The organism is Chryseobacterium sp. ERMR1:04 (assembly GCF_001297705.1).
Taxonomy (GTDB): domain Bacteria; phylum Bacteroidota; class Bacteroidia; order Flavobacteriales; family Weeksellaceae; genus Chryseobacterium.
Map to the genome: position 1 here is coordinate 189,842 of NZ_LIRF01000005.1, position 13,517 is coordinate 203,358.

The window sequence follows — 13,517 nt, forward strand, 5'->3', positions numbered from 1 at the left end:
TTATCATATATATATCCGCTATAAAAATCTGATGATTTAGAACAGCTCAGAGATAATAAAATAATTGATGTAAAGACTATTTTTCTCATTTTACTTAATCAAATTAATCCGAGAACATCCTTTTCAGATACTGCAATCCTCTTCCTTTCACTATAATTATCCTTCATGAAAATAAATATTATTTTTACAACTTATTAAAAGAAGAGGACATAACAAAAGTGAATTTTTAAAATTCATTTTATTGTCGAATTATTTTTTTTAGTTTCATATCTATGAAAACTGTATCTTTTATCCCTTCTACGAAGCAATAACTTGCACCTCTTTCGGGATGAGTACGAACTATATATATTGAATCTATGAATTCATCTGGTGTTAAATTCCATTCCATAAATAAACTTTACAGATTATTTATTTTAAAAATAGAATCTCTATCTTTCTTTTTTAACATGTATATAATATCTCCTTTAAATAATTCTTTTTGCCTTTCTCCATTTTGAATTTGGATAGAAGAGATAGTATCTGTGTGATATAAATCTTTTTGAAAAACTAAAGTAGAAGAAATGTTATTGTTTTTTGTATTTTAAAATGTCCTTTTTTATCTGTAATAGTTTTAAAATCAGTGGATAAATCTAAAATTTGCACTCCTAATATTGGCTTTTTAGTAATACCATCATATATATATCCTTCATAATGTTTTGATTTACAGCCCGTAAATAATATTATAATAAATAACAGTAATAATTTCATAATATTTCAATTTTTGTTAACCATAATAAGCTTAATACATCTTTTTCAGCTGCTATACGTCTTAGGAAATAATTGGGTTGTTTATGTTCATCTCCTAAAACATTACTATTGTAATAGGGCATTAAATCGATTTCGCCATTCATTGGTAATTCCAGAGCATCATTTTTTGTATGTTGATCAAATGAATATACTTCAGAACTACCTTTGTGTCCATAAGAATATTCGGTTCCACTATAAGATTTTAATATTTCATGTCCTAATTCATGAGCAGATGTATCTTTGAAAGTTAAATCTGCTATGTCACTTTTTCGATAATGCCAACCTTTAGTTATATCATTTTTTGAATCTGGATAGTATGTATAGCCAACTTTATAATATAATTCTCTATGCAATTCCAGATTATGGGAACGATTGAAATTTGTATTTTCAGAGTTTGTAAAATAAATTAGATTTGGTGCTATTATTCCTTTTTTATCTTGAATATATTCTACTCATATATAAAGTATCATTATTTCCCCCCACAAATCTATATTTTATGTTTTCTCCATGCTGTGACCATACAGTAACGACAGTATCTGTTTTGTAGCTTTTGAGAATAAAAATAAGATCTCCTAGGGATTCAGTATCATTGTTGATTTTAAAAAAGCCATTTTTGTCACTTGATGTTGATTTATAATTAGTTTTAAAGTTTTCTTTTATATACACTTGATTGAGAGGTTTATTTGAAGTTTTATCATATATATATCCACTATAAAAATCTGATGATTTAGAACAGCTTAGAAATAATAAAATAATTGATATAAAGACTATTTTTCTCATTTTACACTAACTTTAGTTAACCAAATTAATCCTAGAACATCCTTTTCTGATACTACAATCCTCTTCCTGTCACTATAATCTAACCAATCTGTATAATAAGGCATTAGATCAATTTCACCCGTTTTTGGATAAGGAATTGCATTTGAATTTTCATATTGAAAAACGGGATTTACAGTTTCCTTGTGACCGTAAGAATAAATTGGTCCACCGTATTTTTTTATTATTTCATGGCCTATTTCATGGGCAGAAGTCTCTTTAAACTCAATATCTTCATTAGATTCATCTCTATATCTCCAATTATTTTTTTTATAAAACTCATACCATTCTAATGAATAAATATAACCGATATTGTAACATATAGCTTGTATTGAAAAGATGTTTCCCCCAATCGTTAAAGGATCTTTTATAGATCCGGGGTTACCAGATCGTATCCAATTCCCATTTGTATTATATACCAATTCTATTGTTCCTATTGTATTCTTATTGCTTTGTATAGAATTTAAATAAAATTCATAAGATTCTCTAATGATCTTTAAATCTTTTGCAACAGCATGATTTTTATTTCTTCCCCAATGATAATTTAATCCTTCTATTGGAAGTTTTTCTAAGTCCTTATAAGTTCGTGTTCTATATTTTATTTATTGATCTTTACACTTTAAATAAATAGTGTCTCCTTTGAAGTATTCTCTCATAAGTTCTCCATTTTGTATTGATATTGTCTTAATTTTTCTTTTAATACAAGCTTCTTTTATAAAAATTAATTCTTTTACTTTTTTGTCATTTTTTTTAATTTCAAAATAGCCATTTTTATTAGTAAATACTTTTATTTTGTTTATAGAATCATATACTGTAACATTTTCTAAAGGGATTTCATTATCAAATTCATAAACATACCCTTTGTAATTTGATTCACTACATGAATAAATTGAAAGGCTGATAAATAAATAAATGAAATTTTTCATCGTACGTCAATTTTTGTTAACCATAATAAACTTAAAACGTCTTTTTCTGAAGCTACTCTTCTTCTAAAATAATTAGGTTGGTAATGTTCATTACCATACTTGTTATCTCTAAAATAAGGCATAAGGTCTATTTCAGTATTTACGTCTAATGGAAATTTTTGGGCATTATCTTTTATATGTTGATCAAATGAATATACTTCAGAACTACCTTTGTGTCCATATGAATATTCAGTGCCTCCATAAAATTTTAGTATTTCGTGTCCAATTTCGTGAGCAGATGTATCTTTAAAATCTAAATCCTCTTTTTTTCGTCTGAAAATTCCCATCCATTAGAATATTCTATATATCCTACATTATAACAAATTGCTTTTCTAGAGAAAGTATTACCAATCCAAGAAATCGGATTTATTGTGAGTGATCCTGGATTACCTGAACGCATCCAGTTTCCGTTTGTATTATATGTTAACATTACATAATCCATAGTTTTTTCGACCATATTTAGAGCATTCATAAAAAACTCATAAGAATCACTGATAATTTTTACACCTTTTGCAACCGCATGATTTTTATTTCTTCCCCAATGATAGGCCAATCCTTCTAAAGCCAGTTCTTCCAAATCTGTAAAGCTTCTCGTTCTTTTCGTAATAGGAGGCTTTGCGGATATTAAATCTTTTTTAGGGATCTTATCCCAATCACAAATCATCAGTTTTTCATTTTTAAATGGGTTATCCTCTCCGGCTATTGTGTATTGAGATTCTTTATAGGTTGTACATTTTAGACCTTCTTCTCCACCATCTTTCAAATTTACACGTAAAGTTGTATCTATTCTTTTATTTTTTTTATCAATCTTTACATCTACCCAATTTACTTCGCTATAATTTGTCGTAAACTCTACTTCTTTGGTTTTTTCTTTACCGTTTTTTTTAGCAACAATCACGGCTTTTAGTTTTTTATTATCAAACTTAGTACTGTCATAGATTTCATTATTATCAAAACCATCCCAAAAGATTACATACGAGCCTATTTTTGTATAGTCACCCGACATAATATTATAAGGATCAAAAACGCTTTTCCAATCCCATGCTTTTTTAGGTTGTAAAGGATCATTTTTGGGCTTCTTTTTCATCAGATCTTGTGCTAATAAAGGTATTTTTCGTGATGGAACGACTACTTCAGGTAAATTTTTCACAGCATATAATGTACTGCCATCTTCATTTAGAATTTTAAAATCTAAAGAGTCTATATTGCCTAACATGAGAGAATAGTCGAAAACAAAATGAGCATTTTCATAATTACCTTTAAAATCTAGGATACCAAAAGGAACCATAGTAGAGTAGGCCTTGTCTCTTTTTAATGAAAGCCTGATTTCAAAGTCATTATTTACCTCACTTCCTTTTCTCTCAAAGTTATTATACATTACTCCATTTTCATTTCCTGTTTCTCGAACTTCAACAGCGGCATTGGAAGTAATATGTCCCTCAGTAGACATATTATGGTCTCCATGAGTAATTTTTACATATTTTCCTTTTACAATTCTTATTCTGGACATGGCTAATGATTTTTACTTTTTTCTCCACTATTATTTTTTACTTCCAACTGTGCATTTTTGTTAATGCTTTTATTAGAGCTTAGTTCCATATCTTCATGAGATATTTCATTTCTGTCCTGCTTGGTCTCACTATGTACCTCACCTTCTATCATTTCTGTAAGCTTTCCGGTGATAAACATGCTGGCATCTCCAATAACAGAAGTTGTTTTCATGGCACCTACGCTTTCTGCATGGTTCATTCCGATATTGTCAGATTTGTTCATGCCTACCGTGGTATTCATGTTTTCAGAAGCATTGATATTAATATTTTTTGCGGTAATAGTAATAGTTTCCGGAGCCGTAATATTCATACTTTTTCCGACGGTATCCAGATAGATCTCGTTTCCACTCTTGTCGGAGATAATAATACTTTCGTCTTCCGTAAAGACCACTTTATGTCCGCTTCTTGTCTGAATCGACTTTACTTTATTATTGATTCCACCGCCTAAACCTGTGCCACCATGAAACATTCCTCCCATCACAAAAGGTCTGTCGGGATGCCCGTGTTGGAAATTAACCATCACCTGATCGCCTACTTCGGGAATCGCAACATAGCCACGGTTTTGATTAATCTGATCTGTTCCTCCTGCATCGGGACTCATCACTCGAATGAAATCGGTGGTGTCATTCAACTGCCAATCGAATCGTACGCTCACTCTTCCTTGTCCGCTAGGGTCGGTATTGGAGATAACAGTTGCAATTTGAGGTTGAGCAGCCGGAATTACAAAATCTGGGGTAGGCATGAAGCCTGTCCCTTCGGCAATCCCTTCAAAAGTTCCGGTATAATATCCTCTGGCATCTACTTCATGGGTTGCTTCTGTGATCATTAAAGTAGTAAAATGCTTGGTTTTATTAGAGTCTTGCTCACGCATGGAAATGTCTGCCACACATCCCGGATAGAGAAATGGTTTTGTGGTGGAACCTGAAGTGGTAAATACATCCACCCCTTTACTTCCCGCCGCACTTTTCTGAGAATATTCTACATCAAGGTGGGTGGCTGCTTTTAGAGGAGCGAGTTTTAAAGCAGGAGTTTTATAAATGCTGTCGTTATTCTCATAAGCTGTTCTGGCCAGATCTCCCAAATGTTTTACAGGAGTTTCCCCTGAAGTCAGTTTTTCATTCTTGCTGCTATTATACCCGTAAAATTGAGGTTTGGTGTGGGCTACATTCAGTTCAACTTTAACATCACTTACATTGCTGCCATAGATTAATTTAATGGGAGGGCTGGATTGGGGAAGTTTTCCAAAATGTAAAACATAGCCATCGTAAAAGAACTGTTCTCCATAAGCCTCAGCCATTCTTGCCAAATAATTATAATGGGTTTCGTCGTACTGGCTGCTGTAGAGAATCTGTGAGCTATCATTGGTGTCAATACTAAAATCATAGTTGTAGCCTTCGAGTCCTTGTTTGATGACTTCATTGGCGATAATTCCCATATTGACAGGTAGGTTTCCTCCAAAGCTTTGGGTGTGAGGAGCTCCATCTAATAAAATGGTTGGACTGTATCCTTTAAGAACAATGTCTCCCAAACTCATTTTATCCTGACTGAACCCCACTGAAGTAATAACGCCTACAAAAGATCGGTCCGGACTTTTATCTACTCCTTTATATTTGAAAGTTGCCGTGAAGCGTTTGCCTAATAATTTATTGGCATCCTGTAGATTGTGAGTTTGTCGGTTTTCAAGGCTGTCATGCGCTAGAATGATTTCAAATTCATGATGTTTGACGGCACTTTGGGTTAATTTAAAATGTTTGAAATGTTTAACAGGTTTTCCGTTCGCATATACTTCAAGTTCCACCATTCGGTTGATTCCTGAGATACTGTTTTCAGCAATGCTATCCGCATTATTAGGAGCTTTAGGTCTGTTAGATTCGAAAAAGTCGGATTCTGGGTTGGTCATTTTTTTCATATAGTTGTGTTTTGTATTTTTAATATTTTAGGTATTGGGAAAACATGAATTAGAGTTCTTGAAAAATAGGTGTTGAGGGAGATCTATTTGTTCAGGTTTCTCATGGGGAAAGTAGGTTTTCTCACAATTGTTATCGATGATTACAGGCTGATTTTGGTAGGAATAGAGTTTTTCAGGATGTTCCCTGATCAACCAGTTTCTGAGACATTTGGCCATATGCTCAGTCCAGAACTTTTCAAAATCTGTACTGAAACTTTCATCTGAATCTCCACTGATAAGAGCAATGTGTTGAGGTTCAAATCTGTTGTGCTTTATCATCTGTCGCGGAATGTCGGCTACAACAATCCATTGGCAATCTTGTATGGTGTCTATTACGGATCCGGCAATGTAATCCCCGGAAATTTGGTGAATTTGATAGATCATTTGTGTTTTTGTATGTGTTTCTAATTCAAATATAGAAAATATTTTTCAAATAAACAATATGAAATATCTAAAAATGAGAGGTTTATGGAGTTTTAGAAGTAAAATATTAATAGAGAAATTTCGTGCAAAGCCTCTTGTATATTAATTTCTTTGGTTGGAGGAGTTCTTTAAAATACAGAATATATTTCTTCAAAAATAATATATAGTAAAATGATTTTAAAAGTGAATTTTATATAAGCTATTGTGTTTAAAATATAAAAAAATAGTGGAATTAAGAGCCGGTAATGTTGAATTTATAGGACAAAGAGTTGCTTTACCGAACCACTTTCCTTATTTTTAAAGCTTATAATTAGTCATTATGAAGAAAATTACAATGGGAGCAGTTCTGCTTTCTATGATGTTTGGAGGTTTGCATGCACAATCTTTACAGTCGCCTGATGGTAAATTTGAAATGAATTTTCAACTAAAAGGAGGTATTCCTTATTACAACCTGAAATATAATGGAGTTGTTGTAGTGGAAGATTCTAAATTAGGGTTGAGGTTATTTAAAGACAATTCTATACAATTTGCCTCAGAAATTGCAAAGTCTGAAGATGCAAAATTTGATCTGAATAATGGTTTCACAAAGACAGATGAAAAAAGAGATTCTAAAGACGAAACCTGGCAACCTGTGCTTGGAGAAAAGAAAAATTATATCAATCATTATAATGAATTGGCGTTAACGCTTCATCAAACTTCCACAGAAAGAAATATGGTATTGAAATTCAGGTTGTTTAATGACGGATTAGGATTTAGATATGAATTTCCACAGCAGAAAAATCTGAACTATTTCGTGATCAGAGAAGAAGATACAGAATTTGATTTTCCTACAGATATGAAAGCATGGTGGATGGTGGCAGATTATGATTCTCAGGAATACCAATATCAGGAAACAAAGATTTCTGAAATTCCGAACAGATGGGGGAAAGCTTTTGAAACAAATGCTTCCCAGACGTTAATTAAAAATGCAGTTCAGTCTCCTTTAATGCTGAAAAAAGAAGGGAAAGATCCTTTATATGTAAATGTTGCGGAAGCGGCTGTATTAGACTATCCGGCTTCTCATTTGGAAGTTGATGATCAGAATTTTAAATTTAAAACGCATCTTACCCCAGATAGGCAAGGCGCAAAAGGATATATTCAGACGCCGTCTGTTACGCCTTGGAGAACAATCATTGTTTCGCCAAAAGCGGAAGAAGTGATGGATTCAAAAATGATCTTTAATCTAAATGAGCCTACAAAATATACCGATACCTCTTACATCCATCCTACAAAATATATGGGTGTTTGGTGGGAAATGATTATCGGGAAATCTCAGTGGGCATATTCTACCGCAGAAAATGTTCATTTAGATACAACAGATTTTTCGAAGTTAACACCCAACGGAAAACATGCAGCAAACAACACGAAAGTTAAGGAATACATCGACTTTGCGGCAGAAAATGGCTTTCAGGGATTATTGATCGAAGGTTGGAATATCGGTTGGGAAGATTGGTTCGGACATTCGAAAGAATATGTTTTTGATTTTATTACCCCTTACCCAGATTTTGATATTAAAATGTTGAATGAATATGCGCATTCTAAAGGGATAAAATTGATCATGCACCACGAAACTTCAGGTTCTGCAACGAACTATGAAAGATGGTCTGACAAAGCATTTCAGCTGATGAATAAATATGGCTATGATGCCGTAAAAACAGGATATGTTGGTGATATTATTCCAAGGGGAGAGCATCATTATTCTCAATGGACGATCAATCATTTCTATAGAATTGCGGAGAAAGCCAATGAGTATAAGATCATGGTCAATTCTCACGAATCAGTGCGTCCTACGGGAGAAAGCCGAACGTATCCGAACTATGTTTCTGCAGAAGCAGCGCGTGGAACAGAATATGAAGCATTCGCAGGGAATAATCCGGATCATCAGACGATTCTTCCTTTTACAAGATGGATGGGAGGTTCTATGGATTACACTCCGGGAATTTTCCAAACTAAACTAGATTATTATTTCCCCGGAGATAAACGTTTCGTAAAGACAACGTTGGCGAAACAATTGGCGTTGTATGTTACGATGTATATGCCGCTTCAAATGGCTGCCGACTTACCCGAAAACTACAAAAAACATATGGATGCCTTCCAGTTTATCAAAGAGGTAGCAGCAGATTGGGATGATACGAAAATTTTATCTGCAGAACCTGGAGATTATGTGATCACGGCAAGAAAGGCTAAAGGAACAGAAGACTGGTTTGTAGGAGGGATTACCGATGAAAATAAGCGGGATTATACCGTAGATTTTTCTTTCCTGAATAAAGGACAAAAGTATGAAGCTACGATCTATGAAGATGGAAAAGATGCAGATTACATCAACAATCCTCAAAGTTATAACATCTATAAAAAGCAGATTACAAGTAAATCAAAAATCAATTTTAAAATGGTGAGAAGTGGCGGTTTTTCGATAACAATTAAGAAAATTGTTAAGTAATTTTTTAATTAAAAATGTTTTTTGTTGTGAATTTATTTTTCTATATTTGGTGAGATAAGTAGATTAATAACCCATTTAACTCATCTTTATGAAAAAGAAATTTAAAATCACAAGTAATCTTGAACAAAAAGAGATTCTAAAAAAATCAATTCAGAATTCTGAAAAAGAAAATGTAGATCTTTATAAGGCGATTTTCGGAGGTATCGGAATTACTAATCCTGGAACAGGGATAGGAATATCAGATTGTGGTGTTGTAGCAGTTACGGGAGCTTCCGCAGCTTATGACAGAGCACATGATACGTTCTTGAGAGCCTAAAAATTACTGATTTTTTAAAACTTTAGTTCTTCGTTAGTTAAATAACGAAGAACTTTATTTATTGATAGAGATATGGTTACTTCTTTTGTTCTGAAGGTTGCAAGCAGATGCAACCTCAATTGTTCGTATTGCTACATGTATAATTTAGGAGATAAAACTTATCTGAAGCAACCTAAATTTATGTCTATACATACGATAAAAACTTTCGCCGAAAAATTATCTGGTTATAGTAAAGAAAATGGTTTGAGATCTTTTCAGATTGTTTTCCATGGAGGCGAACCTTTATTATTTCCAAAAGAGTTTTATAAGGAAAGTATAAGGATATTTACAGAAACACTCAACGATTCTTATTTTGATTTTGTGATTCAGACTAACGGTGTTGGTCTGGATGAAGACTGGTATGCCCTTTTCAATGAATTAAATATTCGTGTTGGGATTAGTATGGACGGTCCTAAGGAATATCACGATAAATACCGTGTCTTCCATAATGGAAAAGGATCTTATGATGAGGTTCGAAATGCCATACAAATTGGCCTGGATAAGGGAATGCATGGGGTATTATCTGTTGTTAATCTGAATATAACTCCACTAGAATTGTATGAGGAATTTAAAAACCTTAATATTCCAAGTTTTAATCTTCTCCTTCCCGACGGACATTTCGACAAGCTTCCGGATGATCTTATCAAAGAAAAAGTAAATACTCATAATTACACACCGTATGCAGACTGGCTGATAGAATTGTTTATCATATGGAAAAGTGATCCCGATAGGCCTAATATGAGGTTTTTTAAAACATTGATTCAGCTTATTGCAGGTGAAGAAGTAGGTGATCAGATGGTCGGACTGAAAAAAAACGGAGTAGCTGTAGTGGAAACTAATGGAAACCTGGAAGTGGCAGACTCCATAAGAGCCTGCTATGAGGGAATTACCAGAAACGACATCAACATTCATACCCATGAAATAGATGCTATATTGGAAGATCCGCTTTTTGATATTTATATCAATTCTCACCAGATGGTCAATGAGAAATGTCTTAACTGTCCAATTTATGAAGTATGCGGAGGAGGATTTCTGTTAAACAGATATTCTAATGAAAATGGGTTTGATAATCCTACTATTTACTGTCATGATATGATAAAACTGGTAAGTTATATCCAAAATGACCTTATTAATAGCTTGCCCGAAGAGGTTTGTAGAGAAATGGAGCTCACCAGAGTTTCCTATTACGAGATTGTGGAAGAGCTGGAAAATGCGGGTGCAGTTTCTGTTCAGAAAAATATTAAAGATAAATTATTAGCCTATAGTTTAGCATGAGTTTAAGAAAAGGTATCAGATTATATGATCATCATATTAAAAATATAAAAGATCAGATTAGCATTAATACGGGAGTTGCCCCTGTTAAGAATGTAAATCCTGAAGTTGAATATTACAGTAACGCCTATTTACCTAATATGGATTGGCGTATGCTTACAGATTCGGAATATAAGAAAATTTCTACATCAGATGCTGATCGTAAAATGTTTAATACGTTGGGAGTAGGTACAATTCCGGATCAGTTACAAGATTTATTTAAAAAATTAGACCTGAATGAATGTGAATCTCTTTTTGAAGTTCCCAAGAAGTTTCAGGAAAACGAAACCCTTATAAAAGAGATTAATGAAGCTACCAATGTTTTTCTGGATGAAAAATCTTTAGAAAGCAATTATAAGTTTCACAGGATTGCACGATCTCTTCCGAATATGCAGAGTACAACCTTTCATCATATAGGTCAGAATACTTTTAAATATACGGGTTTACATATTGATGAAAGCAGCTTGTTTACTCCTCATACTGCATATAAATCAGGAAACAGGATTTCTATCAATATAAGCACAGAGTCCCGTTATTTATATTTTATTAATTTGACGCTGAGACAGATTTATGGTGAGGTACAGAAAAAATATACAGAACAAATAACTTCTGAAAATATTGTTGAGCAATTTTTCAGTCTCTATCCCGAATATCCTGTTTTAAGACTGGAAATTAAACCTTACCAATACTATATTGCGCCTACGGATAATTTTATTCATGACGGTACAACCTTAGGAAATAAAGAATTTGATGTTACCATGGTGTATGTAGGAGTATTCGATAAATATTAAGAAATGAAAAAACTAAAACCTGGAATTAAAATATACTCAGATGACAGTGGAATCATACAAATTAACTCCGGTACACTACATCATTCAAAACAGGCTCCCAATGAAATTATTTTCAGAAATGAAAAGTTTATACAACGCTACGAGTCCGAAGCTCATTTGCCTAAAAGAAATTGGCGTCAACTAGATTCTGAAGAATATAAAATCATTGCAGGAGATCATCAGAATAAAAAAGACTATAATTCTGTTTTTACAGGTGAGCTTCCGGACTCTTTAAAAGAACTTTTTAATAGACTGGATTTGCATACCGCAGATTCTGAGGATAAAGTATTTGATAAATTCAAAGAGAATAAGGAATTGGTAAACGAGATAAATCTTAAATTAAATGAGTTTCTGGAAAGTATTTCATTGGCACCATTTAAGCTGATGAGTCTTGCCACTAATTATGCAAATAGTGAAATTGTATCATTAGATAAGAGAAAATTACCGTCAGGTTATACCATCAAAGATTTACAGTTTATAGGAGTTCATAAAGACAGTTCGAAGGACATGACGCTGCATACTTGTCATAAATTCGGGAATAGAATAGCTTTGAATCTTGGAAAAGAATCACGGTATTTATTAGTAATGAATTTATCGATGCTCCAGGCTTATAATATGATTAAAAAGGAAATAGATGTAAAAGAAAATGAGATAAACAACAAAAATATTACATCTTATTTCATGAAGCTGTTTCCGGATTATCCCATGTTGAAAATAGAACACAAACCTTATCATTATTATATTGCTCCAACAGACAATTGTTTCCACGATGGTTCTACTTTTGGAAGTACTTCTCTGGATATTGTCATGACTTATCTCGGCAAGTTCCTAATTTAATTATACCTGTTACTATGAAATATATCTTAGCTTTTTTATTGTCAATTTTTTCTTTCATTCAATATATGGCTCAAAAAAAACTTCCTGTTGTAAAAGCTAATTCAACCAAAGCAATTTTCCTTGAAGAAGATAGCGGACTGAAAACGGATTGGAATATTGATCCTTCCATAAAACCCGACATATACCAGATTTCCAAAATAACTAAGGGCTCTAAAACGGTAAAAATAAAAACAGATATCGATTCCCTCAGAATAACGTTGAAGCAAGGAGAAAAAAAAGATTTTGTGATTCTTCTGAAAGGTAAAGATTCTTGCCTTACAAGAATTGAAAGCCCTGTACCGAAAGATTTCAGTACATTGAAACCTGCTTTTCATGACAGTATTCGTCTGGGGATTAATGAGCAGAATACGATGTTTGTGAAGGCAGCATTAAACAAAACAGACTCTCTTATACTTAATTTTGATACAGGAACAAGCAATCTTTCTCTCACAGCAGAAGCTTTAAAAGATAAAATTAAACAATCTTTGAAATCCGGAGTAAATGTTCTATCAATCGGAAACAAAAAATACGAAGGTTTCAAAATTTATAAAGTTGAGTTGTCAGGACATGGGACAGACGGCAGATTCGGCTGGGACCTGTTTGACGGAATGGTGGTAGAGCTTAATTATGACCACGGAACCATGGTGGTGCATTCTCAACTTCCGGAATATGTAAAAAAAGATAAAGCGTATGAGCCATTACCTATACAATACTATGACAAACTGTTTTTTGTGGAAACAACGATAAAACAAGGTTCTAAAACAAGTAAAGACTGGTTTCTCTTTGATACGGGATACCAACGTACGGTAATGCTTGACGGCCCCTTACTTCGGGAGCAGAATTTTCCTACCGATCAAATGAAGATCATTAAAAAAGTGATCATGAAAGGAGGTCAGGGAAATGAAATTCCTGTCATTACGGCCAATCTTGAATCGCTAAGTCTGGGTAAATATAATCTTAAGAATGTTCCTGCCCAATTGCTTTCCGAAAGCAGACCTGTAAATGATAAAAAAATGAATATTCTGGGCAACGAAATTTTAAAGAGATTTAATGTTTTTCTGGATTTTAAGAATAATGTAGTTTATATAAAACCAAACAAATTATTTAATGACGGATATATTGAAAATGAGCCGCAATAAGCTGTAAAATAAATATTTCTTACCTTTATAATCCTTAAA

The 13,517-nt window shown here is 33.1% G+C and carries 15 protein-coding genes; 6 read left to right on the forward strand and 9 right to left on the reverse strand.

Features of this window, described 5'->3' with window-relative positions; translation table 11 throughout:
• Window positions 1-546: 546 nt before the first annotated feature.
• From AMQ68_RS11360 to AMQ68_RS11400, 9 genes are all read right to left on the reverse strand, one after another.
• Window positions 547-747, reverse strand: coding sequence for a hypothetical protein (locus tag AMQ68_RS11360; RefSeq protein WP_054510755.1), 201 nt, complete (start codon window positions 745-747; stop codon window positions 547-549).
• Entirely contained in the window at window positions 744-1,139 is a 396-nt protein-coding gene (locus tag AMQ68_RS11365) for a hypothetical protein (RefSeq protein WP_054510756.1), read from the reverse strand. Before AMQ68_RS11365 ends, AMQ68_RS11360 begins: the two co-directional genes overlap by 4 nt.
• Before the next feature lie 79 nt (window positions 1,140-1,218).
• Entirely contained in the window at window positions 1,219-1,566 is a 348-nt protein-coding gene (locus tag AMQ68_RS11370) for a hypothetical protein (RefSeq protein ID WP_054510757.1), read from the reverse strand.
• Window positions 1,563-2,024, reverse strand: a complete 462-nt coding sequence (locus AMQ68_RS11375) for a hypothetical protein (RefSeq protein ID WP_054510758.1) — start codon at window positions 2,022-2,024, stop codon at window positions 1,563-1,565. Before AMQ68_RS11375 ends, AMQ68_RS11370 begins: the two co-directional genes overlap by 4 nt.
• Window positions 2,025-2,204: 180 nt before the next feature.
• Complete coding sequence (locus AMQ68_RS11380) at window positions 2,205-2,528, reverse strand: hypothetical protein (protein ID WP_054510759.1); 324 nt, start codon at window positions 2,526-2,528, stop codon at window positions 2,205-2,207.
• On the reverse strand, window positions 2,525-2,854 hold the full coding sequence (locus tag AMQ68_RS11385) for a hypothetical protein (RefSeq protein WP_054510760.1): 330 nt from the start codon (window positions 2,852-2,854) through the stop codon (window positions 2,525-2,527). Before AMQ68_RS11385 ends, AMQ68_RS11380 begins: the two co-directional genes overlap by 4 nt.
• Window positions 2,821-4,077: a hypothetical protein gene (locus AMQ68_RS11390; protein ID WP_054510761.1), complete on the reverse strand. Its 1,257-nt coding sequence runs from the start codon at window positions 4,075-4,077 to the stop codon at window positions 2,821-2,823. The genes AMQ68_RS11385 and AMQ68_RS11390 overlap by 34 nt, the downstream gene beginning before the upstream one ends.
• A 2-nt stretch (window positions 4,078-4,079) precedes the next feature.
• On the reverse strand, window positions 4,080-6,017 hold the full coding sequence (locus tag AMQ68_RS11395) for a type VI secretion system Vgr family protein (RefSeq protein ID WP_123905698.1): 1,938 nt from the start codon (window positions 6,015-6,017) through the stop codon (window positions 4,080-4,082).
• Window positions 6,018-6,053: 36 nt separating this feature from the next.
• Complete coding sequence (locus tag AMQ68_RS11400) at window positions 6,054-6,449, reverse strand: hypothetical protein (RefSeq protein WP_054510763.1); 396 nt, start codon at window positions 6,447-6,449, stop codon at window positions 6,054-6,056.
• Window positions 6,450-6,807: 358 nt separating this feature from the next.
• On the opposite strand from AMQ68_RS11400, the gene AMQ68_RS11405 reads away from it, so the two are divergent.
• The 6 genes from AMQ68_RS11405 (at window position 6,808) to AMQ68_RS11430 (ending at window position 13,478) form a co-directional block, all read left to right on the forward strand.
• Window positions 6,808-8,967, forward strand: a complete 2,160-nt coding sequence (locus AMQ68_RS11405) for a glycoside hydrolase family 97 protein (protein WP_054510764.1) — start codon at window positions 6,808-6,810, stop codon at window positions 8,965-8,967.
• An 88-nt stretch (window positions 8,968-9,055) separates the two neighbouring features.
• Window positions 9,056-9,283, forward strand: coding sequence for a hypothetical protein (locus AMQ68_RS11410; RefSeq protein ID WP_054510765.1), 228 nt, complete (start codon window positions 9,056-9,058; stop codon window positions 9,281-9,283).
• A gap of 72 nt (window positions 9,284-9,355) precedes the next feature.
• The gene (locus tag AMQ68_RS11415; RefSeq protein ID WP_082384034.1) at window positions 9,356-10,597 is read left to right on the forward strand and encodes a radical SAM protein; all 1,242 of its coding nucleotides are present in this window, start codon (window positions 9,356-9,358) and stop codon (window positions 10,595-10,597) included.
• A complete protein-coding gene (locus AMQ68_RS11420) occupies window positions 10,594-11,424 on the forward strand; it encodes a hypothetical protein (protein ID WP_054510767.1) in 831 nt (276 codons plus the stop codon). Before AMQ68_RS11415 ends, AMQ68_RS11420 begins: the two co-directional genes overlap by 4 nt.
• 3 nt (window positions 11,425-11,427) lie before the next feature.
• The gene (locus tag AMQ68_RS11425) at window positions 11,428-12,300 is read left to right on the forward strand and encodes a hypothetical protein (RefSeq protein ID WP_054510768.1); all 873 of its coding nucleotides are present in this window, start codon (window positions 11,428-11,430) and stop codon (window positions 12,298-12,300) included.
• Window positions 12,301-12,365: 65 nt separating this feature from the next.
• Window positions 12,366-13,478, forward strand: a complete 1,113-nt coding sequence (locus AMQ68_RS11430) for a hypothetical protein (protein ID WP_198408883.1) — start codon at window positions 12,366-12,368, stop codon at window positions 13,476-13,478.
• The last annotated feature ends 39 nt before the right edge of the window (window positions 13,479-13,517 follow it).